General features: G+C 63.7%; 17 protein-coding genes and 3 pseudogenes. 3 read left to right on the top strand and 17 right to left on the bottom strand.

The genetic code is table 11. From position 1 onward, the window contains the following. Positions 1–234 precede the first annotated feature (234 nt). On the top strand, positions 235–1482 hold the full coding sequence (locus J4G43_RS19620; RefSeq protein ID WP_208085995.1) for an oxalate decarboxylase family bicupin: 1248 nt from the start codon (positions 235–237) through the stop codon (positions 1480–1482). Between the two features lie 95 nt (positions 1483–1577). Here the strand turns inward: J4G43_RS19620 and cydB are convergent. The 15 genes and pseudogenes from cydB to J4G43_RS19545 all read right to left on the bottom strand — a co-directional run bounded on the left by cydB (position 1578) and on the right by J4G43_RS19545 (position 14583). Next, positions 1578–2563, bottom strand: a pseudogene (cydB, locus tag J4G43_RS19615) (cytochrome d ubiquinol oxidase subunit II). A gap of 2 nt (positions 2564–2565) precedes the next feature. Beyond that, positions 2566–3975, bottom strand: coding sequence for a cytochrome ubiquinol oxidase subunit I (locus tag J4G43_RS19610; RefSeq protein WP_208085994.1), 1410 nt, complete (start codon positions 3973–3975; stop codon positions 2566–2568). Positions 3976–3993: 18 nt separating this feature from the next. Then, the gene (gene mqo / locus J4G43_RS19605; protein WP_208085993.1) at positions 3994–5532 is read right to left on the bottom strand and encodes a malate dehydrogenase (quinone); all 1539 of its coding nucleotides are present in this window, start codon (positions 5530–5532) and stop codon (positions 3994–3996) included. Between the two features lie 42 nt (positions 5533–5574). Then, positions 5575–5979, bottom strand: a complete 405-nt coding sequence (locus J4G43_RS19600) for a cupin domain-containing protein (RefSeq protein ID WP_166351885.1) — start codon at positions 5977–5979, stop codon at positions 5575–5577. Further along, positions 5976–6401, bottom strand: a complete 426-nt coding sequence (locus J4G43_RS19595) for a cupin domain-containing protein (protein ID WP_063984290.1) — start codon at positions 6399–6401, stop codon at positions 5976–5978. Before J4G43_RS19595 ends, J4G43_RS19600 begins: the two co-directional genes overlap by 4 nt. 13 nt (positions 6402–6414) lie before the next feature. After that, positions 6415–7422, bottom strand: a pseudogene (locus J4G43_RS19590) (lyase family protein); the annotation flags it as partial. 32 nt (positions 7423–7454) lie between these two features. Then, positions 7455–8723, bottom strand: coding sequence for an IS256 family transposase (locus J4G43_RS19585; protein ID WP_038952271.1), 1269 nt, complete (start codon positions 8721–8723; stop codon positions 7455–7457). Between the two features lie 98 nt (positions 8724–8821). Further along, a pseudogene (locus J4G43_RS19580) lies at positions 8822–9259 on the bottom strand (lyase family protein); the annotation flags it as partial. A gap of 164 nt (positions 9260–9423) precedes the next feature. After that, positions 9424–10011 (bottom strand): YoaK family protein, encoded by a 588-nt coding sequence (locus J4G43_RS19575; protein ID WP_228411355.1) that lies wholly within the window; start codon positions 10009–10011, stop codon positions 9424–9426. 96 nt (positions 10012–10107) lie between these two features. Further along, entirely contained in the window at positions 10108–10944 is an 837-nt protein-coding gene (gene fdhD, locus J4G43_RS19570; protein WP_208085991.1) for a formate dehydrogenase accessory sulfurtransferase FdhD, read from the bottom strand. Positions 10945–10947: 3 nt separating this feature from the next. Next, entirely contained in the window at positions 10948–11547 is a 600-nt protein-coding gene (locus tag J4G43_RS19565; RefSeq protein WP_063984294.1) for an HdeD family acid-resistance protein, read from the bottom strand. A 137-nt stretch (positions 11548–11684) separates the two neighbouring features. Continuing rightward, positions 11685–12308: a histidine kinase dimerization/phosphoacceptor domain -containing protein gene (locus tag J4G43_RS19560; protein WP_208085990.1), complete on the bottom strand. Its 624-nt coding sequence runs from the start codon at positions 12306–12308 to the stop codon at positions 11685–11687. A gap of 38 nt (positions 12309–12346) precedes the next feature. Continuing rightward, positions 12347–12847, bottom strand: coding sequence for a Dps family protein (locus J4G43_RS19555; RefSeq protein WP_063986515.1), 501 nt, complete (start codon positions 12845–12847; stop codon positions 12347–12349). A gap of 123 nt (positions 12848–12970) precedes the next feature. Further along, entirely contained in the window at positions 12971–13534 is a 564-nt protein-coding gene (locus tag J4G43_RS19550) for a cytochrome b (protein ID WP_208085989.1), read from the bottom strand. Then, a complete protein-coding gene (locus tag J4G43_RS19545; RefSeq protein WP_063984297.1) occupies positions 13531–14583 on the bottom strand; it encodes a catalase family peroxidase in 1053 nt (350 codons plus the stop codon). The genes J4G43_RS19550 and J4G43_RS19545 overlap by 4 nt, the downstream gene beginning before the upstream one ends. Positions 14584–14940: 357 nt before the next feature. Here J4G43_RS19545 and J4G43_RS19540 point away from each other — a divergent pair, with 357 nt between their 5' ends. Both J4G43_RS19540 and J4G43_RS19535 read left to right on the top strand, forming a co-directional pair. Then, positions 14941–15834: an SDR family NAD(P)-dependent oxidoreductase gene (locus tag J4G43_RS19540; protein WP_063984298.1), complete on the top strand. Its 894-nt coding sequence runs from the start codon at positions 14941–14943 to the stop codon at positions 15832–15834. A 230-nt stretch (positions 15835–16064) separates the two neighbouring features. Continuing rightward, entirely contained in the window at positions 16065–18962 is a 2898-nt protein-coding gene (locus J4G43_RS19535) for an ATP-binding protein (protein WP_208085988.1), read from the top strand. A 293-nt stretch (positions 18963–19255) separates the two neighbouring features. Here the strand turns inward: J4G43_RS19535 and J4G43_RS19530 are convergent, their stop codons facing one another. Together J4G43_RS19530 and J4G43_RS19525 are read right to left on the bottom strand one after the other, a co-directional pair. Next, the gene (locus tag J4G43_RS19530; protein ID WP_225004975.1) at positions 19256–22111 is read right to left on the bottom strand and encodes an ATP-binding protein; all 2856 of its coding nucleotides are present in this window, start codon (positions 22109–22111) and stop codon (positions 19256–19258) included. Between the two features lie 124 nt (positions 22112–22235). Beyond that, positions 22236–22517 carry a hypothetical protein gene (locus J4G43_RS19525; protein WP_028153535.1) on the bottom strand — a complete coding sequence of 94 codons (282 nt, stop codon included), beginning with the start codon at positions 22515–22517 and terminating at the stop codon, positions 22236–22238. Between the last annotated feature and the right edge of the window lie 70 nt (positions 22518–22587).

Raw genomic sequence — 22587 nt, 5'->3', positions numbered from 1 at the left:
ATCTCGCGATAGGGCAATTCTCCGGGCCAGTTAAGGATCGCGCGGGCAGAGCCGTCTTTTCAAAACGAAGCCGAATTTCGCAATTGCACATGTTCGGAGCCGGGCGCAGCAGCCAGTGCATTCCGGCAAAAAGAGCGCGTTCACGGAAGCTGAAACGGCGACCGGAAACTAGGTTTGTGAGTAGGAGCCCCGTCGCTACGGAGGGCTTTCGACATTTTTCAGGAGCGACCCAAGATGTTCTCAAGACGTGATTTGCTGGCCATGTCCGCGGCAGGCGCCGCCATGGTCGGCTCCAGCGCGCAGGCCGCAACTTTCGGCAATCCGGACGAGCCGCCGCAAGGCGCCGTGAACGCCAAGAGCCCGGGAAGCCTGTCCGATCCCGGTCCTCAAGATCCAGACCTTGCCAAGCACTTCCCCTCAGCCCAAACCCCGCCCCCGACGGACGTCGGCGGCCTGCCGATGGATTGGGCCTCGTTCAACAATGCGCCGAGGCGCATCCAGAATGGCGGCTGGGCCCGTCAGGTCACGGTCGAGGATTTCGCCATCTCGAAGGAGATCTCCGGCGTCAATATGCGGCTGGCTGCCGGCGGAATCCGCGAGCTGCATTGGCACCAGGCTGCCGAATGGGCGATCCTGACCTACGGCTCCTGCCGCGTCACCGTGCTCGACACGCAGGGGCGTCCCTATGTCGGCGACCTCAAAGTCGGCGACCTCTGGTATTTTCCGCCGGGCGCGCCGCATTCGCTGCAGGGCTTGGGCCCCGATGGTTGCGAGTTCGTGATCTGTTTCGACGACGGCCACGCCAATGAATTCAACACGCTCCTGGTGACCGACTGGTTCGCCCACACGCCGCCCGAGGTGCTGGCGAAGAACTTCGGTGTTCCGGCCGACGCGTTCGCAAAGATCCCGCTGCACAACCGCTGGATCTTCCAGGGGACCGTGCCCGGCGATCTCGCCGCCGATCGCGCAGCCGTTGCAAAGCACGCCGAAGTGCCGCCCTACCCCTTCATCCACTCGCTCGGCGGCTCGGCCCCGGTCAAGGAGAACTCCGCCGGCAGCATCCGCGTCGCCGACAGCACCACCTTCAAGGTTGCCACCACCGTCGCTGCGGCGCTGGTGTCGATGCCGCCGGGAGCAGTCAGGGAGATGCACTGGCATCCGAATGCCGACGAGTGGCAGTACTATATCAAGGGCAAGGCGCGGATGACGGTGTTCGACACCGGCCCCAATGCGTTGACGACGGACTTCGGGGCCGGCGACATCGGCTATGTCCGGCGCAATCTCGGCCACTATGTCGAGAACGTCGGCGACACCGAGCTGCAGTTCGTCGGCGTGTTTCGGGCCCCCCGCTACGAGGAGGTGTCGCTCTCCTACTGGCTGACGCACACGCCACCCAAACTGGTCGCCCAGCATCTCAACATCGACGAGAAGCTGATCGCGCAATGGCCGGACAACAGCCCCGGCGTCATGCCCAAATCCTGAACCAGCCTCGCAAGAGTTCTGAACGAGAAAGGCGCCGAAACCGGCGCCTTTCTTTTTATCCGTGACAGCTCACGGCAACTTCGAGCGTGCAGCCGTCAGTAGTGATCGGCAGCAGGGGCCGACTTGCCGCGGAAGACGCGATAGCCGATCGCCACATAGAGCAGCATCAGCGGGAACACGAACAGGCCGGCGCCCCAGAACATGAATGCGAGACTTGCATGAGGCGCCGCGGCCTCGTCGATCGTGACGACGAACGGAATCATGTAGGGCCAGAACGACAGGGCCAGCGTGGCGAAAGCCGCGACGAAGATCAGGGCGACCATATGGAACGGCCAATAGTCGTCATGGCGCAGGATGCTCTTAGCCAGCATCGCGGCCGCACCGGCGCCGATCACGGAAACACGAACAGATAGGGCCGGTCGGTCCAGCGCTGCAGAATCGGAAGATGTTCGACAAGTGCATACGCAAAGACGACGACCAGGAAGACCAGGACGCCGATCGCCAGTGGCGGGATCTGGCGCCGTGCGACATCCCGAACGGGACCGTCGCACTTCCGCACCAGCCAGCAGGCGCCGAGCAGCGAATAGCCGAAGCAGAGCCCGACCCCGCACAGGGCGGAAAAGGCGGTCAGCCAGCCGAGCGTTCCGCCGGTATAATCGCCGTTGGAAAACTGGAGTCCTTCGACCAGAGCGCCGACCATCGCGCCCTGCATGAAGCTGGCGGCAAACGAGCCCACGACGAAGCTGACGTCCCAGACCCAGCGCGAACTGAGCGCCTTGCCGCCAAACTCGAACGCCACGCCGCGCAGGATCAATCCGAGCAGCATCACGAGAACCGGGATATAGAAGGCCGACATCACCATGGCGTAGACCACGGGAAACGAGCCCCACATGATCACGCCCGTGACGATCAGCCAGGTTTCATTGCCGTCCCAGACCGGAGCGACCGTGCTCAGCATGGCATCCCGCTGCGACTCGCCGCCGGCCACACTGAACAGCATGCCGACGCCGAGATCGAACCCGTCGAGCAGGAGATAGATCAGGATGCTGATGGCAAGAAGGGCAACCCAGTACATCACCATGGCTATTCTCCCGCCCCGAGATAGCTGCGTGCAGCCGGCACCTGATCGGCGAGCGACATCGGCCGATTGGGCACGGGAACGTGGAGCGGCCTGCCACCGAGTCCCGCCGGGCCGGCACGCAGCAGCTTATAGATGTAATACGTCCCGAACGAGAAGATGAAGGCGTAGACCGCGACGAACAGGATCAAGGAAGTCATCGCAGCCGACGCGGTCAGGAACGGCGTCACGGCGTCCGCAGTCCGCAACACGCCATAGACCGTCCATGGCTGGCGCCCCACTTCCGCGGTGTACCAGCCGGTGAGGATCGCGACCCACGGCAGCGGGAAGCTGAGGAAGATGCCCCACAGCAGCAGGCGGTTCCGATCGAGCCGATGCTTGAGGCCGAGCCAGGTCCCGAGCCAGGCCAGCCCCAGCATCACGAAGCCGCAGCCGACCATGATGCGGAATGCAAAGAACGGGATCAGCACCGGCGGCCGGTCCTGCGGCGCGAAGCTGGTGAGGCCGACCTCTTTCGACGTCAGACTCATGCTGCCGATGATGCTCCCGAGCACAGGAATCGATATCGCGTATTTGTTCGATTCGGTGCTCGAATCCGGGATCGCGATCAGCACCTCGGAGGCCGGCTGCTCGTCATGCCAGCGCGCCTCGATCGCGGCGAACTTGGCCGGCTGGTAGTCGTGGACATAGTCGCCGACGAGATGCCCGATGAAGAGCTGGACCGGCAGCAGCACCGCCGCAAGCGCAAGGCCCATCCGCAGCATGACATGAGCCTCGGGGCGATAGGTCCGCCGCAGCAGATACCACGCGCCGGTTGCCGCCACGCAGAACGCGCCGGTCAGGTAGGACGCGAGCAGCATATGCGGAAACCGGACCCAGACCACGCGGTTGAAGATGATCTGCGTCCAGTCATCAGGCACGAACTGGTCGTTCTGCAGGACGTAGCCGGTCGGCACCTGCATCCAGCTGTTGTTGACCATGATCCAGAACGCCGAAAGCGTCGTCCCGAGCGCGACCATCGCCGTCGAGAACAGGTAGAACCACGGCGGCACCCGGGGGCGACCGAAGATGAGGATGCCGAAAAAGGCCGCTTCCAGCATGAAGGCGGTGAAGGTCTCGTAGGAGAGCAGCGGGCCCTGGATCGGGCCCGACATCTTCGAGAGCACGCTCCAGTTCGTTCCGAACTGAAACGCCATCACCACGCCCGATACGACGCCCATGCCGAAGGCCACGCCGAAGATCTTCAGCCAGAACGCGAACAGGGTCCGGTAGACGGGCTTGCCACTGTACTGGTGCATCGCTTCGAGCACGGTGAGCCAGGCGGCAAGCCCGATCGTGAACGCCGGGAAGATGATGTGGAACGAGATGGTGAAAGCGAATTGCAGCCGCGACAGAAGGAGCGCCGTCGGGTCCATCGAACATTCTCCGTTGGTTCACGCCCGCTTCGCGGCAGCCGGCGCGCGTGCGGCCGGCTGCGGAATGTTGTCGACCTTGAGGACCGCGGCGGTCGCTGCACGAATCTGGCGGCAGAAATCCGCATCGTCGATCAGCGACACGCCATAGGACGGGATGATCTGCTTCAGCTTGGGCAGCCAGGCGCTTGCCGTCAGCTCCCCGGCGAAGCACTTCTCGAGCACGCTGATGGCGATGAACGCGGCGGTGGAAGCCCCCGGTGAAGCACCGAGCAGGGCCACCAGCGAATGATCGTCCGCGCCGACGAGCTCGGTCCCGAACTCGAGCAACCCACCACGCTTGACATTGGGCTTGATGATCTGGACGCGCTGGCCCGCGACCTGCAGCCTCCAGTCCTTCGGGTCGGCCTTCGGGAAATATTCGTCGAGTGCGGCGAGCCGGTGTCCCTCGGATTGCAGCACCTGCCCGACCAGGTATTCGGTGAGATCGAAATTGTCGCGCGCCACCGAAAGCAGCGGCTTGACATTGGCGGGACGAATGGACTCGAAGAGATCCAGCAGCGAGCCATGCTTGAGGAATTTGCTCGAGAAGCCGGCATAGGGACCGAACAGCAACGAGTGCTGGCCGCCGATCACCCGCGTATCGAGATGCGGCACCGACATCGGCGGCGATCCGACCGCGGCCTTGCCGTAGACCTTGGCATGATGACGCTTGTTGATCTCGGGATCATCGCAGCGCAGCCAGATCCCGCTGACCGGGAAACCGCCATAGCCGCGCCCCTCCGGGATACCGGATTTCTCCAGCAGCGGCAGCGCACCGCCGCCGGCACCGATGAAGACGAACTTTGCGCGGACCGACCGCGTCTCGCCACTCGCGGTATCCCGCACTTCGACGCGCCACCGGCCGCCCTGCTCCCGGTCAAGACCGGTGACACAGCTGTTGTAGTGGACCGCGCAGCCCGGCTGGTTGACCAGATGCTTGACCAGCAGATGCGTCAACGAGCCGTAGTCGACGTCGGTGCCGGTGACGATCCGCGTTGCGGCAACCGGCTCGTCGCCAGTCCGTCCGTCCATCACCAGCGGCGCCCATTCGGCAATCTTCTTGGGATCCTCGGTATGCTCCATCCCCTCATAGCAATGATGGGCCGACATCGCCTTGAACCGTTTCCGGAGAAATTCGACGTTCTCCGCGCCGTGCACGAAGCTCATATGCGGCACCGGATGGATGAACGCTTGCGGATCCGCGATCGATCCGCGACCGATCAGGTAGGACCAGAACTGCCGGGACAGATCGAACTCGACATTGACCTGGAGCGCCTTGGAGATGTCGATGCTGCCGTCGGGCCGCTGCGGCGTATAGTTCATCTCGCAGTTCGCCGCGTGACCGGTCCCGGCATTGTTCCAGGAGTCGGAGCTTTCCTGCGCGCAATCCCCGAGAATCTCGCACATCTGGATCGACAGAGAGGGCTCGAGCTCCTTGAGAAAGACGCCGAGGGTCGCGCTCATGATGCCGGCGCCAATAAGGACAACATCGGTTTCGCGGTCGGAAGCTGCTGACATGGCTTTTTCTTTCGTCGGGTGTTGCTGCTTTGGATGGCTCGATCAGGCCCGCACCGATTGCCGCACCTTGGCGCGGAACGGCACGTCCGCTCCCGGGCGCAGGATCACGTAGGCACGGCGCCAGGATGAATCGTCGGTCAATTTCCAGCTATGCCCCGAGCCGGCGGTGTCCTCCGCCAGCAGGATGTTGCCGGGGTGGAGCAGGAAGTGGTGGCCGTCACGCGTCTGGAAATCGAGCGTTCCGCTGAGCGTGATCACCAGCTGCCGGATCGGCGCGGTGTGCCAGGCGAAAGCTCCGCCCGATTCCGTTTCCTGAAAGGAGACGCTGGCGGCATCGATCTTTCCGGTCAGGAAGTCGCCGCGCTGTCCCGGCTCCAGCTCGAGGAAGCCTTCCTCGAAATGCGAGTTGTTGTCCTCTCCGGTCCATAGGCGCACACAGCGGATCATCGTGTCTCTCCTTGCATTGTGGTTGCGCCGCCTGCGCGGCGTCGTTCGGACCGGAACGGCACCTCGGCGTCCGGCTCGAGAACCGTGTAGAGGCGCCGCCACGGCGCCTCGTCCGTCATGGTCCAATTGTGGCCCGTCCCACCGGTATCTTCCGTGAACAGGACATCGCCCGGGCGCAGCGTGAAGCTTCCATCCGCCGTTTCGAACCGTAGCGTCCCGCTCAGGGACATGACGAGCTGGCGCGCTGCGTCGGGATGCCAGCCGAGTTTCGGATCTGCATCCGTTTCGTGGAACGAAGCGGCATCGATCCGAAGCTTGGCGCTGAGCGCATCGCCCCTCGCCCCGCGCGCGAGCTCGACGACGCCATCCTCGAAGTGCGACTTGCCATCCGCACCCGTCCAGAGTCTGACGCACCGGATCATTGCCGCCGCCCCTTCAGCCGGCCTTCGCGCCGATTGCGAGCGGCACCTTGATCTCGGCCACATAGGGCTTGACCATCTTGGCGGGATCCACGATGCGGTCGAACTCCGGCTCGGTCACGAAACCGAGCTTGAGCGCCGCCGACTTCAGCGTGAGATCGTTGTCCATCGCATAGTGCGCGATCCGCGACGCCTTGTCGTAGCCGATTACGGGCGCCAGCGCCGTCACGAGCATCAGCGATCTCTCGACATACTCCTTGATCTTCCTGTGGTTCGGCTCGGTGCCCTCGACGAGGAAGGTGCGGAAATTGGTGCAACCATCGGTCAGGATGGTGACGGACTGCGCGATGTTGTGGATGATCAGCGGCTTGTAGACATTCATTTCCAGATAGCCGCCGGCTCCGCCGAACCCGACGGCGACGTCGTTCGCCATCACCTGCACGGCGATCATCGTCAGCGCTTCGGCCTGCGTCGGGTTGACCTTGCCCGGCATGATCGACGAACCCGGCTCGTTCTCGGGGATCAGCAATTCGGCAAAGCCCGCGCGCGGGCCGCAGGACATCAGACGGATGTCGTTCGCGATCTTGTAGAGCGACCCCGCGAGCGTGCGGAGCGTGCCGGATAGCTGCACCAGCGCGTCATGCGCACCCTGGACGGCAAACTTGTTCGGTGCGCTGACGAAGGGCAGCCCCGTCAGCCGCGCGATTTCCGCGGCGACGGCCTCGGCGAAGCCCGGCGCGGCATTGATGCCGGTGCCGACGGCCGTGCCGCCCAGGGCGAGCCGGAAGACGCCCTTGAGCGCGTCGTCGATGCGGGCCAGATCGTCGGCGAGCATGCCGGCATAGCCGGACCATTCCTGCCCGAGCGTCAGGGGGGTCGCGTCCTGCATGTGGGTTCTGCCGATCTTGACGACGTCGTCCCACTGGCTCGATTTTGCCGCGATTGCGTCGTGCAACGCCTCGACCGCCGGAACGAGCCGCTCGGTCACGTTCATCGCGGCCGCGATGTACATGGCCGAGGGAAGAGCTATGGCTGATTTTGGGTGACGCGGCCTGATCAGGCGGCGTGGCTTTCAGTGTTCGGAATGACTTCGATTCCGTCGATGAACTTTACACCGGCGATGACTTTCGGCAACTGGTTCGTGCTCTTCAATCGCCGCCAGGTCTTCGATGCGGCGTCGATGAGCTTGAACACCATCAGCTTCGCAGTTTGTTGCGACAGCGATCCCTTGGTCCGCACCGTTCGGTGGCGCACCGTGGCGAAGACGCTCTCGATCGGGTTCGAGCTGCGTAGGTGGATCCAGTGCTCAGCAGGGAAGTCGAAGAAGGCGAGCAGCGCATGGCGATCCTTGATCAGGCACTCCACCGCACGTCCGTATTTGACGTGGTATTTCTCGACGAAGACGTCGATCGCGGTTTCAGCTTCGGCCCGGTGTGGGGCCAGATAGATGTTCCGCAGGTCGTTCTTCATGGGGCCCTGCACGGATTTGGCGACCTTGTCGAGTACGTTGCTCACTTTATGGCACCAGCATCGTTGGTGCCGCGTGCCGGGAAAGGCCTCGTCCAGTGCCTTCCAGAAGCCGAGGGCGCCGTCGCCGATGGCGAGTTGCGGGGCAATCCGTAACCCGCGTTGCCGCAGGTCGATCAGGAGTTCGCGCCAGCTCTGCGCGCTCTCGCGCACGCCGACCTGGAAGCCGATCAGCTCCTTCTTGCCTTCCGGCGTGGTGCCAATCAGCACCAGCATGCATTCGCTGTGATCTTCCATGCGGGCCTGCAGGTACACGCCATCGGCCCAGATGTAGACATAGCGACGCGCCGACAGATCGCGTCTCTGCCAGCGTTCGTACTCGACCTGCCAATCGGCCTTCAGGCCGGCGATCACCGAAGGCGACAGGTTCGGCGCATCCTTGCCGAGCAGCGCCGAGAGCGCCTCCTGGAAGTCGCCGGTCGAGATGCCGCGCAAATAGAGGACCGGGATCAAGGCATCCAGGCTCTTCGTCCGCCGCGCCCATAGCGGCAGGATTGCCGAACTGAAGCGGAGGCGGTCGCCTGGCCCGCTCGCTCCGCGGTCGCGGACCTTGGGACGAGCGACCTCCACCGGACCGATGCCGGTCGCAATCTCGCGCACCGGACCGTGCCCATGTCGGACCAGGCGCGCTCGACCGTCGGGCAGCGTCAGATTGGCCGTGCTGGCCAGAAACGCGCCAACCTCGATCTCGATCGCCCTGGCAAGCAGGTCCCGCGCGCCGGCACGAACGATATCGGTCAGTGGATCATCAACCGCGGACGGCTGACGGAAAGCAAGAACATTGGTAGTCTCGGTCATGGCGTATCGCTCTCCTCGAGAGGTTCTGGCAGGCTCGTCACCCGCCTCGATACGCCGCCTTCCTCACACCGTCATCACCCAGATTCCGCCATAGCTCCCGAGGGAAAGCTGTCGTTCGAGGATTGCGACATATTGACGTGATCGTTCGGGTGAACCGGATGCTTGCTCCCGAGCGGCGTGCCCGCGAGCTGGCAGCATCGGTTCGAGATCACCTCGTTCACGTTCATGTTGAATTGCGTTCCACTGCCGGTCATCCAGACGTGAAGCGGAAACATGTCCTGATGTTGGCCGGAGAGGATCTCGTCGCAGACATGCGCGATCAGCTTGTGGACCTTGCCGTCGAGACGGCCGCCGGCGCAATTGGCGTTCGCGGCCGCCTTCTTCAGGATCGCGTAGGACTGGATCATTTCGCGCGGCATCAGGTCCTTGCCGATGCTGAAATGCTCGAGCGAACGCTGCGTCTGCGCCCCCCAGAGCTTGTCCGCGGCAACGTCCACTTCACCCAGGCTGTCCGTCTCTTTGCGAAGGTCGTTCATCCGTGCCTCTTGGCAGTTGACGTCGAAAGGCCATCTCGGCGCTGTTGGAAAGTGTACGCACCGCATGACGCGCACGCTTCCTTGAATGAACGTCCTTTTGCCGAATGGCATGGTGCGCGCTCCGCACCGTCAACGAGCGAAATCACGAGACTTGGATCGACGGTTCAGCTTCGCAGTTGCGGCCGGCAGAGCCAAAGAACGCACACCGACGATGCGATCGGCAGGACAAGGCTCCAGGCGTGCAGCCATTTCGTCACGCAGGCCCCGATGGCGGCCCCCGACAGGAACATCAGGCAGACCAGAAGCATGACTGCGGTGCCGCGCGCCGCATCGCGATCGGACGCAACTGATTGATCGATGGCACGGAGCATGTTGCCGGTGACGGTGACGGTGAGATATTTCCAGCGTTCGACCTGCCTGAAGCTGGCCGACTGCAGCGCGGCGCCGAAGGAGATTCCGAGGATCGTGATCATGTCCGGAATCCGATGATACAACAGCATCATCGCTACCAGGCAGACGATCTCTCCGGCGAGGCAGAGCAGCGGCGACTTGAGGCGGATTGCCAGCGATGCGCCGAGCAGAAAGGCGGCAAGCGGAAGAAGATGATGGGTTGCCTGCCGCCATTGCCCGGACATGGCGTCGATGCCGAGGAAGATAACATTGCCGGTTTGCGAGCTTGCAAACACGCCGCCGAGCGAGAGCCACGTAAAGGCGTCGAGAAAGCCGCCCGTCATGCTCAGAAGAGACGCCACGAGAACCGATCGCTCCGGAGCATGGACGACGCTTCCGGTCTCGGCGACCGGTTCCGGAGATACGGCTTGCATCGCCATGTGCGTCGGCCCGCGAGGTCAGCAGCCGGCGTGCGTTGCGGCCTCATCCGGCAGCAGAACGCGACGCGGGTGCGTGAATACGCCGTATCCGTCATCGCGAGCGATCGCGAGCAGCGTGATCCCCGCTTCATCCGCGGTCTTGATCGCGAGTGCGGTGGGTGCGGATACGGCCACGATGACCGGTGCGCCGAGCATCGCCGCTTTCTGCACCATCTCGACCGAAACGCGGCTGGTCAGCAGTACCGCGCCATCGCACGCCGATCTCCCCTCGCGTACGATCGCGCCGGCGAGCTTGTCGAGCGCATTGTGCCGGCCGACGTCCTCTCTGATCAGGCCGATGCCGGCCCGCGGATGCCAGAAGGCCGCCGCGTGGACGGCCCGCGTTTGCTGATTCAGGATTTGGTGCGGAGAAAGGGCCTGCATGGCGCCCAGCAAGTCGCGCGCGTGAAAAACGTTGCCCCGGCCCTTCACCCGCGCCGGCGCGCGGCGAGCCTGTTCGAGGCTCTCGATGCCGCATAGCCCGCAGCCAACGGGGCCGCTGATGGTTCGGCGCCGTGCAGCCAGGGATGCCGCGCGGTCACCATCGAGCCACATCCGAACCTCGACGCCGAGATCGTTCGGGATCAGCTCGATGCTGCTGATCTCGCTCGCACGTTCGACGATGGCCTCGGTGAGGCTGAAGCCAATGCCGAAATCCTCCAGATCTCCCGGCGTGCCCATCATCACCGCCTGGGTCGAGCCGTTATAGGTGAGCGCAATCGCGGTCTCCTCGGCAACCAGCCGCGAGGTCGACTTCGTCTGACCGCCGCGCCAGGCAATCTCCCAATGCCGCGTGAATGTCGAGCCTTTCGCCATGACTCATACCGTCGCCGGCTGGGACGAATGGCGGGACGCGCGGCTCTTGAGCGCGACCCCGAATGCGATGAATCCCCATCCCTGGAAGATCAGGTCGACGACCAGCATCACACCAAGCAGCCACAAACCGATGGCGGGCCAAGCCGCAACCAGCATGACACCGACGCAGAAGGTCAGGACGCCCGCAGCCACGATCCAACGCCAGCCCGCGGCCGGCCGGATATGGAAGCCGGCCCAGATCCTTATCACCCCGGCTACGACCAGGAAGGCACACACTGCGAGAGACAGCGTGAATGAAGCCAGGATCGGATCGTAGAGTATGATGGCCCCGGCGGCCGCATAGACGATCCCGGCCAGTAGCCAAAGCAGGAATCCCCGCAAGCCGCGCACTGAAAACGCTTGCACGATCTGGAAAATGCCGGCGACCGCCATGGTGGCGCCGATGACCAGTACGGACGCGAGGTTCGCCGCCATCAGATTGGCAGATGCAACACCGCCGAGGATCAGTTCGCCGACACCCAGCGCAACGAACCAGCCCCATTTTCCGGTGATGGCGTGGATGGCCCATCCGAGCGAGGCCTTCGAGTTCGACATGTCCGTCATGGCTTGACCCTTGTTCGCACGACGATCCGCAGATCATGAATAGGGCAAGCGTATCGAGATCTGTCCCAACTCATCTTTCGAGGTCGCAGCGATATTATTTGATCCGCACGATACGGATCGTTGCGCGAGAGTCGCGACTAGCGCGGGATGGTCACGACGGTCCTGAATCCGTCGGGGCCGCCGCGGACGTCGACGGTCCCGTGCAGACGCGCCGCAAGCGTCTCGACGATGGAGCGGTCCTCTTCCCGGTACCGACTTTCGTCGGACGAGCCGTTGTCCATGACGCTGCACGCAACCGACGTCGCCGTGAGCCATACTTCGAGACGAATGGCGCCTGCTCCGCAGTGGGATACGTGGCGCACCGCACCGGTGATCAGTTCGAAGACGATCATCCCCAGCAGCCAGCAGCGCTCGGAGCTCATCTGCAGTGGATGCAGCAGCAGCGAGAGCGCAATACCCTTGTCTTCGAGGCTCGAGCGGCTGATCGAGCGGCACAATTGCTGAAGATAGGCAGCCAGATCGACGGTGGTGGTGAACTGCGGCATTTGCAGCGCGTGGTGAAGTTGTGCATGACCTTCCAGCCGGTCCTGCACGGAAGCGAGGGTCGCTCTCGCTTCGATGCCGTCGCAACGATCGGCCGCCTGCGCCACCAGATCAATCGCCGAGGCGAGCTCGTCGTCGATCCGGTGCGCGAGCTCACGCAGCAGCAGGCGCTCCGCCTTGACGCCGCCATCCGGCAGGAGTTCCGAGAGGCTGCTCATCCTTCACCCGACTCCCGGCCCAACGGCGTGCTTTGCACTTACGGGTTCTGGCCGCTTCGGCCGGTCTCATAGAGGAACCAGATGCGACGTTCCGTCTCGTCGATCCAGTTTTCCAGGACGCTCGCGGTGGCGACATCGCCGTACTCGTCGCAGAGCTCGTGGACCCGGCGCATTTCCCGCGTTAGCTGCTGGTTGTCGCTGCGCAGCTCGGCGAGCATGTCCTGCGGATCGACATAGTCGGCATCGTTGTCGAGAATGCGCTGCTCGCGCGCGATGTGGCCGATCGAGCGTAGCGTCGTGCCGCCGATCTTGCGTGCGCGTTCGGCGATGTCGTCAGTCATGGCGAAGATCTGGTCGGCCTGCTCGTCGAGCATAAGGTGGTAGTCGCGAAAGTGGCTGCCCGACACGTGCCAGTGGAAGTTCTTGGTCTTCAGGTAGAGCGCGAAAACGTCGGCAAGCAGCGCTCTCAGCGCGGCTGGAACGTCCCGGTTCGCATTCGCTCCGAGATCGGTCGGGCTTTGGAGGTCTGCTTTGGTCATGGTCGGCATCCTTGTTGGAGGTTGGGAACATCTAGCCACGCGGTGCGCGAGGAATCTTTCCGGCGCGAAAGATCCTTTTGGGATCGCACGCCTGCGAGGGGCGCCCGCCGGCACGTAACGGGTTCATTTCGCTTGTGTCACCCTGTCCCACAGCGGCAGAAGCGATATCGATGCGAATACGCCATCGCGACGGATCAATGCGTGGAATAGCCCCGCCGCCAGATGCAGCAGCACGAGGGCAAAGAACGCGAAACCCAGATAGACGTGGGCATTCCAGAGCAGCGTGTGCATCAGGTCGCTCTGCGGCAGCAGCGCGGGAATTCGGATCCCGCCATACAGGACGACCGGATAGGCCGCAGCCCAGAGCATGCCGAAGCCGAGCAACGGCATGACGATCATGAGGCCATACAGGAGCTGATGCGACAATTTTGCTCCAAACTTCATGGGTCTCGAAAGATCGGCCGGCAATGGCGGCGCACCGTAATACAGTCGCAACGCCAGCCTGATCAGCACGAGGACCAGCAGGGTGACGCCGATCGTCTTGTGGACCAGGATGAGCGGCAGATATTTCGGCGCGACCGTGGAGACCATGCCGACGCCAATGAACAGCATGGCGAGGATGCAGACCGCCATCAGCCAGTGCAGAACCCGCTGGATCAGGGCAAAACGATGAGGAGCGCTGGTCATGGCTTGGCGGTCCCGGTTCGCGGATAGTCCCTGGCTTCGGCCGCGCGCAGATCGTAGGATTTGCGGTAGACCGATGAGCGTGCAGCCGGGAACGGATCGTCCGACACCCGGATTCCCTGTGGCAGGACCGCCGGATCGAAATTGATGTCGCGGCACGGTCCATCGCGCTCCGGCTCGATCCGCTGCACGATCAGCGTTCCGACCTCCACTTTGCGACGGTTCTCCGGCCAGGCCTTGCTCGGATCCGCGGTCGGGTCGCCCGGATCGGCGACGGTCGTGACCATGGTCCATCGCAGTGGACCGGCGGTCCGGACCCGTTCGGTGATCTCCTGCTCGAGATAATCCGGCCCGCGCTTTTCGAGGTCGGCCTGCGAGATCGGAATGGGTTGCGCCGAGGGCAACAGCGACCATCGCACGGTGTGGTCGCCGCCTCCGGCGTCCGTGAAGACGAAGCTGTTGAGGCCGTTATAGGGCTCCTCCGCATAACTGCCGGTCCAGGGCGCCGTCTTGGCCCAGGCCGCGAAGGGGCCGAATTCCGGGTTGGCCTGAATGAACGCCTTCATCGCCTCCGGATCCTTCTTGCCGGATGCGATCAGCAGGTCGTGAAATGCCTGCGGCGTGGAAACCGCAAAGAACGGCGGGTTGATCATCGCCATGCGCCACTCTTCGCCGTCTGCCGTCGTGATCAGCAATCCGAGGCCGCGGACGCGCACGGTCGCATCAACCGCGTTCGGATCGGCCGTGCCGAGATTGAAACGGCCCAAGGCCGGATAGTGCCCCTGCGCGAAGACCCTGGCCCGGGAGAGCTCCGCACCGTTTCCATTCGCCTCGAATGTCCCGGTGAAGCAGATTCCCTTGGCATGATTTCGCCGGTGCCCGAGCGGCGGGCCGCTCGGAGGCGTCAGCGCCGCGATCATCCGTTCCGGCGTCAGACGCCCCGGCGAGAACCATCCCGCAGTGTATGCGAAGGCAGCCGCGCCGCCGCCGACCACGGCCGCAATCAGGACGAGGGACCCAAGCCCCGAACGTGGTAGCTTGCCTTGATTCATCCGGTCTCCTTTGCGATGCGCAGACCGCCTGGCGATCGGGTGCGCGCGGCGCTCTTTCGAGCGAAGCAGCCTCCTTGTAGCCGGCGGCCAAGGCCCGATCTTTTCGAACCCACCGCCAATTTCGCGAAGGCACGCCTGAACTGTCTTCGGCGTTCGCCGGACCGGATCCGGCTTCGGGCATTCTCGAAATTTTTCGTGCAATTTGACAATCGATCGTGATGCCCGAAAAGACCCACCCTGCGCCCCGCCCTATTCCAGATGCGCTTCGCACGATGGCGGCGGTCGACTCCCGAACGATGGACCGTGTCGCGACGGGGCCGCCAGCGCCGCAGAGGCTGGAATGCGATTGGGAATCGAATGAGCAAAGTGATCATCGTCACGGGTGCTGCAAACAGCATCGGACGAACCACCTGCCGGCAACTGATGCAGGCAGGCCACACGGTCTACGTTTCAAGCCGGGAAATGAGTGGCCCTATTGCGCAAGGGATCGAGGAGGCTGGATCAAATCCCGGCCAGCCCGGCGCCGATCTCCGCACGATCGAGTTCGACGTCTCTTCGGACTCCTCAGTGACCTCGGCCGTTGAGACCATCATCGCCGAAAACAGCCGCCTCGACGTGGTCGTGCACAATGCCCGGCAAGTCGTTTACGGACCCGCAGAAGCCTTCACGCCGGAGCAGCTCGCCGAGCTCTACGATACCAACGTCCTGATCGCACAGCGCCTCAATCGCGCGGCGTTGCCACAATTGCGCAAGCAAGGTCAGGGCTTGCTGATATGGATCACGTCAAGCAGCGCACGGGGCAGCTCGGTTCCGTTCCTCGGCGCCTGTGCTTCAACGGAAGCCGCCCTGGATTCGCTGGCACTCAGTTACGCCGGCGAGCTCGCACGTTGGGGCGTCGAGACGACCATCATCGTTCCCAGTGCTCTCGGACCCGGCCACTATGTCCGATCCGGCCGGCCGCAGGATACTGTTCGGGCGGAAGAATACGCGGATGGTCCGACCGCCGACGTGAGTGAAATCGCGCTTGCGGGACTCGCGCAGCTTTCGCCGAAGGATACGGCCCCACAAGATGTCGCAAGCACAGTTGCGAATGTCGTGAACATGCCGTTCGGACAACGTCCGCTGAAAGTTCATTTCGGCCCGGATGACGATGGGGCGGCAGCTGTCGACGCCGTCGCCGACCGCGCACGCACGGAACTGTTCGGCCGGATCGGCCTGGAGGATCTTCTCAAGCCGGTGTTGATCCGATGAGATCGCCCATCGGCGGAGATTTCCCCAATCGACGGTCGTTTCCCAAAAAATCAGGACTCTCCCCGGAGTTCCCTGCCCTCCGGACGAAAGTGATCAGCGACATCCATCGGTGATCCTTTACCGCGATACTGCTGGATGTTACGTTTGAAGCTGCCACCGCGGTCACACGTTTCGGCCCGAGTTCAAGTCATAGAGTACGACGAGTTGGTCGTCGGATTTGATATTTCCAAATGGTCCACCGCTGGCAGAGCAACGCCACAACAGCCACGACCGGACCCTCTCTCCAGGAGAGCTCCGCTCAAGAGATTTTCGTCTTTGGGCCGTTTCGTCTGGACGCTTCGCAGAGACGGATCGAGAAGGATGGCAATCCGGTCCAACTGTCGGCTCGCGCATTTGACCTGCTGCTGACACTGATCCGGCATGCGGGCGAAGTCGTCAGCAAGGGCGATCTGATAGCCAGGACATGGCCAGGCTCCAGCGTCGATGACAACAGCCTGCGCGTCCATATCGCAGCACTCCGCAAGGCGCTCGGGGACGGCAATGCCGGCGCCAAATATCTGAGCACGGTCTCGGGACAGGGTTATTGTTTCGTCGGTTCGGCCGCGACACCGGAGCAGAATCAACCTGCACCGACCAAGCCTGTTCGCGCGCACAACCTGCCGGCACATCCCTGGCAGATGGTGGGCCGCGAGCAAACCATCCAGGATATATCGGAAAGGCTCAAAGCCCAGCGTTTCATCACGGTCGTCGGCCCGGGCGGCATCGGCAAGACGACGGTCGCTGTTTCCGCGGGCCACGCCCTTCTCGCGGAATTCGCCGGCCAGGTTCACTTCGTCAGTCTCGGCGAGACCCGCGATGCCGCTCTGGTGCCGGCCATTGCAGCATCTTCGCTCGGACTGCGGGCGCGATCGGACGATCCCTCAAACAGTCTTGTTGCATTCCTGCGCGACCGGCGGATGCTGCTCATTCTGGATTGCTGCGAGCATGTCGTCGACGCCGCGGCGGCGCTGGCCGAACGGCTCTACCAGGAGGCACCGCAGCTGCACATCATGGCCACGAGCCGGGAGCTGCTGCGGGTCGAAGGCGAGCACACATATCGCCTCTCGCCTCTGACAAGCCCGCCGGAAAACGCCGTTCTGACGGCCGAGAGCGCGATTGCCTACCCCTCCGTAAAGCTCTTCGTGGAACGCGCGGCCGCAGCTGGAGGTGGGTTCGGATTGACGGATGCGAACGCGTCGGACGTCGGCAACGTCTGCCGTCGGCTCAATGGCATCCCGCTCGCGATCGAGCTCACCGCCGGCCATGTGACCGCCTACGGCGTCAAGGCCATGGTCCAACTCCTCGACAAGCACTTCAATCTGCTGTGGGAAGGACGACGCACGGCGCTGCCCCGGCACCGCACGCTTCGCGCAACCATCGAGTGGAGCTACGATCTTCTATCCGGGCCCGAACGGGTGGTTCTCAGCCAGCTATCCGTGTTCGTCGGCAGCTTCACCGCCGATGCGGCCCGAGCGATCGCCGGCAGCGATGCGACCAGCGACGACACGACCATGGCTGCGCTCGACAACCTCGTGGCCAAGTCGATGCTTGCCCCGAACCAGGACTCGCAATCGATTCGCTACAGGCTCGCGGACGCGACGCGGGCCTACGCGCAGGAGAAGCTCGCCGCCAGCACCGACGCCGAGATCGTGCCGCTACGCCACGCCTCCTACTTTCGAGATTTGCTTGAAGAGACGGCCGACGAGCCGAATGAAGGCCTGTCGTCGATGGCCGATCAATTCGGCGACATACGCAGCGCGCTGGCGTGGTGCTTCTCGGATCGAGGCGACCGCAGAACCGGCGTCGGCCTCGCTGCCGCAGCGATCCCCCTGTTCTTCAAGCTGTCGCTCTTCACCGAATGCCAGCTCTGGGTCACGCGCGCAATCGAAGCGCTTCGTGAGACGGGCGGAAGTGTCAGGCACGACCTCGCACTTCATGCCGCGCTGGCGTCGGCGCGGATGCTGACGGGACAAATCGACGAATTGGGCGTCGGCTATCTCGACAGAGCGGTCCGGTTGGCGGAGACAATTGGCGATGTCGCCGGCCAAATCCGTGGCCGACTGCATCTGCTCCAATTGCTGGTCGGCAATTTTGACGATGCGCTGGCCACCGCTAAGCGCGGCGAAGCGATTGCCCTCGCCAGCAACGATTCCGTCGGAGTGGCGCGCATGCGCATGTTGCTCGGAACGTCGTGCCACTATCTGGGCGAGGTTGCCGCGTCTCGCTCGTACGTCGAAGCGGCGCTGTCCCATCCGGGACTGGAAGGCGACTCCCGTGGCGGCCTGACGTCCGATTACCCGAAGCGTCCTCAAATCACCCTCGCCCGCATCTTGTGGCTCGAGGGACATCCCGATCAGGCCACGGCGACGGCGCGCCAAGCCATCTCCGATGTGATCGCCATCAACCATCCGACCATATTGTGCATAGCGCTGCCCTGGGCATTCGGTGTTTTCCTTTGGAACGGGGATGTGGGCGTGTGCGAAGAGCACATTGACAGGCTCCTCGTGGAGACCCGCAAGCATAATCTCGCCACCCTCCAGACGGTCGGCGACGCCATGAAAGGGATTGCGCTGTTGGCGCGCGGCGAGAGTGATATCGGGCTGGCCATGCTGAACGCCTCCGTCAAGAAGCTGCAGAGCCAGCGCTACGGCGCGGCGGCCGGACTTTGCGTGCCGCTCGCGGAAGCTCTGGCGGCGACAGGTCGTGGAGATGAAGCACTCGACATCCTCGATCAGGCGATTGCCCGGGGCCGGCGTCGCAACTTCATGGTGGAGATGCCGGACATGTTGCGGGCAAGGGCAGAAGTGCTGATCCGCAAGGACAATCCCGACTTCCTGGAGGCGGAGCGGAGCCTGGCGCAGTCACTTGACCTTGCCCGACATCAGGGGGCGCTCGGTTTTGAGTTGCGCACGGCAATCGGTCTTGCAGGGCTATTGCAGCGGCGGGGCCGCCGCAGTGAAGCGCAAGACGTGCTCGCGCCCATCTATGGACGATTCACCGAGGGGTTCAATACGCCCGTCCTGAAAGCGGCCAGCGAATTGCTGGCCGAATTGGCGTCTCCGCCTTCGGGCTCGCTCGCCGCGAGTTGATGGCTCCGCAACGGGCGCGCCTGGGAGTGCGCGAACCCGCAGCGACATCAGGCGTGATCGCAACTCCTGTGGGTCAGGTCGTGCGGCTGGCGGCGATGCCGTGCAATCCGGATAGAAGCGCGCGGCGTGGAAAGACCGCGTCGAGGGGCCGGCGCATTCTTGGTCCGGCAATAGGACTTCGAAGCCAACGTTCTGGAGCACGGGGGATGCGGCGCTCGCCGAGGCCGCACCTGCGTCCGATGACATGTATCGGACGCCGCCCCCGGGGCATCCTGTAGTACCGCGCGTCAGCCCTATGAGGTCGAAAACTCCGTCATCATCGCTCTCGCGAGCCTGAGATCCGCGGTCTCGAAACCTTCGGTGAATTTGCCGTACACAAAAGCCAGGATTTGGTGCGCATCGGCGGGACGGCCCTGACTCGTCCTCAACCGTGCCAGGCTGATGGCCGCCCTCAGCTCCCAGAACAGCGCACCTTGGCCGCGCGCCACTTCGAACGCCTTGTCGAAGCACTGCTCGGCAGCGATAGCCGAGCGACGCTCGCCGGGATGCCGGAGCAACTCGCCCTTGATGCGCCAGAGCTCGGCCGCGTACCACCGCTCATCCCTCGCCTCGCAGCGCGCGAGCGCCTCATCCGCTGTCGCAAGCCCCAGCGATACTTCGCCGACCTCTCCGAGACATGCCGCCAGTTCGCCGAGAGGAAGCAGGAAGCGCGGCAGGAAACGCGCCTCGCCCGCAAGCTCGAGCGCCTTGCGCAGCAACGTCAGTCCGGCGGCGACATCGCCACGCCGCGCCATGACCATGCCCCTGAAGGCGCGCGCCCATACGTTCCATAGACGGATCGGATGACGTTCGGTGTGCTCGAGCAGCATGGTGCAATAGCCTTCCGCAGCATCGAGATCGCCGGCCAGGAAAGCAATCGGACAGGCGCCCTGGCCAAGCACGCTGCAGAAGGTCAGAGCATGACCACTCGCTCGGCCCTCCTCGACATTGCGCTCGACGACGCTCAGTGCCTGATCCGCCAACCCGAGAAGCCACAGGATGCGCGCCTGGAAATAGCGTGCCGAGGCACGCAGGTCGAACCTGAAACGGATCACCTGCGGCTTCGCCGCCAGATCGGAAAGGCGAGACAAGGTCCGCCCAATGTGATGATGCGCCAACCGCTGGTCACCGAGGTAGTGCAGCGTGGTGGCAAGCAGCCGATCGCCCATCATCCGGTCGACCGAATTTTGGGAATCGGCCACGATATCCGCGAAGCGGTGCGCGAATTCCAACGCCTTGCGGAACTCGCCGTTGTTGAATTGATCGATGCACAGCCCCCAAAGCGCGCGCAGGAGATAGTCGCTGTCGCCGAGCTGCTCGGCCAGCTGCAGGGTCGCCGCCCAAGCCGGACCGGCCTCTCGGGCCCTGCCAACGCCGTACATCAGTGACCAGCCAAGCGCGGCCGATAATTGCATGCGGAGCCGCAAAGCGCCCGCGGCGCTGCCGTCGAGGCTGGCCAACGCCAGTTCGGTCCGCTCGCGGCACTCGGCGAGGAGCGACAATTGTACCCATAACGGGACGACCCCTGCGGTCAGCGCCACTCCGATCTGCGCATCTCCGTCGGGCGAGAAAGCCCAATCGAGGCTGGATCTTACGTTGTCGATGTGCTGGCCATAGAAGCCGAGCCACTCCGCCTGCGGCTTCACTTCGCTGTCAGCTTCCGCATTCGCAAAGAACCCGCCATAGTATCCGGCCTGGCGGCGCGCGACGCCGGGAAATTCGCCGCTGGCGTGAAGCTTTTCCAGCGCATAGGCGCGCGTGGTGTCCAGCAGGCGATAGTACGGGCGCTCGCCGCGAATATCCGCAAGGACGAGCGACTTTGCCACCAGGTTGGCAAGCTCCGCGGTGACGTCGCCCATCCCTTCGCTCGCGACCGCGATCACGGCATCGAGCAGAAACTCTCCGGCAAACACGCCGAGCCGCCGCAGGACCCGCGCCTCGGCGTCCGGCAGTAGATCGTAGCTCCAGTCGAGCGTCGCACGAAGCGTTTGCTGCCTGGGCAACGCAGTACGCCGGCCGGTCGTCAGAAATTTGAACCTATCGTCGAGAAGTGCCGCGATCTTCGGCGGACTGAGCATCACGGCGCGTGCCGCCGCGAACTCGATCGCGAGCGGAATGCCATCCAGCCGGCGGCAGATGGCTGCGACGGCATCGAGGTTCTCTTCGTCGAGCGCGAAGCTGGAGCCCAGCGCTTTCGCTCTGGTCGTGAACAATTCTACCGCCGTGTAGGCCGATGCGGCGTCAGACCCGAGCCGGACTTCGGGCGGCACCCCCAGGGGCGGAACGCGATAGACATGTTCGCCGTCAATGCGCAGCGCTTCGCGACTTGTCGCCAGGACGATCGTTCCGGAACACTGGCTGACGATCGTCTCGGCCAGTTGGGCCACGGTATCAACGACGTGCTCGCAATTGTCGAGAATGAGCAACAACTGCCTGGCGCCAATCGCGCGCGCTATGGAGCCCGGGGTGATCTCCTCCCCTTCGAGCTTGATACCGAGCGTGCTGGCGACGGCCGAGCACACAAGCTTGGGATCGGGCAGCGAGGCCAATTCGACCAGCAACCGGTCGGCCGCAAAACCGGCTGGCGGCGTCCTGGCAGCTTGTAGTGCAAGGGCCGTCTTGCCGATCCCGCCAGGCCCGACGAGGCTCACGACGCGATAAGCCGACAGAAGCTCCCACAAACGCGCGACCGCGGTGGTGCGGCCGATGAGAACGAATGATGCATTGGGAATGTTGGTCGACGGCAGTGGCTGGGGTGCGGCAGATTGTAGCGGGGCATCCATCTGCCGGGTCCGCCATGAACCCAGCAGGCGATAGCCCCGGCCGACCGTTGTCGCCAGCATGTCACGATCCGAACCAAAGGCCTTCCGGATCGCCGCGATATGGACCCGAAGTGCACTCTCCTCGACGAAGACGCCGCGCCAGACACGCTCTGTCAGGTCATTCTTGGTGACCAGCCCGCCTTCGGCCTGAGCCAATTCCGCAAGAATCTCAAAGGCACGACCGCCCAGAGGAACGGACTCTCCCATCGAGCGCAGTTCGCGTCTGGCAAGATCGATCTCCCATTCAGCGCAAGCGTAGACGGGGCGCTGGTTTGGCTCGGCCATCATCGGCATAGCCCCAGGCGGTTGTTTGATCTTGCGCCCAGCGTATCACCAACGCTTTCAAAATACACAATCTGTCCGGCGACCAAGGCCGCCAGACACTCGCCGCAAATATCGCAATGCTCGCACGTCAGCAGCCGCGACAGATGGATCCTTCCAGCATCTTCTCAACCCGTGCGTCCTCCTTGTCGATGGTCGCATCCGAGCCGAGCAGCGGTCCCTTCGTCGGATGACCAACCCCCTCCGATGACGGGAGCGCGGTGCCGAGCGAGTTCGTTCCCGGCGCAGCAGCGCTGGTACCGAGCGCGCCGCCGCTCTCCATCGACATGTGAGATCCCATGCCGCCGCGGGCAGATGCAACGCCCGAGAGCGCAAGGCTGGCAACGACGCAGAGAAACCAGAGCAGTCTCATGGCTCACACTCCTCATGTTGTATGACCTGCACCTTGAACTGGGCGTCGCACACGATTCGACCATGCACGA

This window comes from Bradyrhizobium barranii subsp. barranii (assembly GCF_017565645.3).
Classification (GTDB): domain Bacteria; phylum Pseudomonadota; class Alphaproteobacteria; order Rhizobiales; family Xanthobacteraceae; genus Bradyrhizobium; species Bradyrhizobium barranii.
This window is presented reverse-complemented; position numbering and strand designations above follow the sequence as displayed.

Bases quoted from the DNA above. Each gene is read 5' to 3' on its own strand.
- J4G43_RS19620 (WP_208085995.1), top strand. From the start codon at position 235: ATGTTCTCAAGACGTGATTTGCTGGCCATGTCCGCGGCAGGCGCCGCC.
- J4G43_RS19610 (WP_208085994.1), bottom strand. From the start codon at position 3,975: ATGGACCCGACGGCGCTCCTTCTGTCGCGGCTGCAATTCGCTTTCACC.
- mqo (WP_208085993.1), bottom strand. From the start codon at position 5,532: ATGTCAGCAGCTTCCGACCGCGAAACCGATGTTGTCCTTATTGGCGCC.
- J4G43_RS19600 (WP_166351885.1), bottom strand. From the start codon at position 5,979: ATGATCCGCTGTGTGCGCCTATGGACCGGAGAGGACAACAACTCGCAT.
- J4G43_RS19595 (WP_063984290.1), bottom strand. From the start codon at position 6,401: ATGATCCGGTGCGTCAGACTCTGGACGGGTGCGGATGGCAAGTCGCAC.
- J4G43_RS19585 (WP_038952271.1), bottom strand. From the start codon at position 8,723: ATGACCGAGACTACCAATGTTCTTGCTTTCCGTCAGCCGTCCGCGGTT.
- fdhD (WP_208085991.1), bottom strand. From the start codon at position 10,944: ATGGCGAAAGGCTCGACATTCACGCGGCATTGGGAGATTGCCTGGCGC.
- J4G43_RS19565 (WP_063984294.1), bottom strand. From the start codon at position 11,547: ATGACGGACATGTCGAACTCGAAGGCCTCGCTCGGATGGGCCATCCAC.
- J4G43_RS19560 (WP_208085990.1), bottom strand. From the start codon at position 12,308: ATGAGCAGCCTCTCGGAACTCCTGCCGGATGGCGGCGTCAAGGCGGAG.
- J4G43_RS19555 (WP_063986515.1), bottom strand. From the start codon at position 12,847: ATGACCAAAGCAGACCTCCAAAGCCCGACCGATCTCGGAGCGAATGCG.
- J4G43_RS19550 (WP_208085989.1), bottom strand. From the start codon at position 13,534: ATGACCAGCGCTCCTCATCGTTTTGCCCTGATCCAGCGGGTTCTGCAC.
- J4G43_RS19545 (WP_063984297.1), bottom strand. From the start codon at position 14,583: ATGAATCAAGGCAAGCTACCACGTTCGGGGCTTGGGTCCCTCGTCCTG.
- J4G43_RS19540 (WP_063984298.1), top strand. From the start codon at position 14,941: ATGAGCAAAGTGATCATCGTCACGGGTGCTGCAAACAGCATCGGACGA.
- J4G43_RS19535 (WP_208085988.1), top strand. From the start codon at position 16,065: ATGGTCCACCGCTGGCAGAGCAACGCCACAACAGCCACGACCGGACCC.
- J4G43_RS19530 (WP_225004975.1), bottom strand. From the start codon at position 22,111: ATGATGGCCGAGCCAAACCAGCGCCCCGTCTACGCTTGCGCTGAATGG.
- J4G43_RS19525 (WP_028153535.1), bottom strand. From the start codon at position 22,517: ATGAGACTGCTCTGGTTTCTCTGCGTCGTTGCCAGCCTTGCGCTCTCG.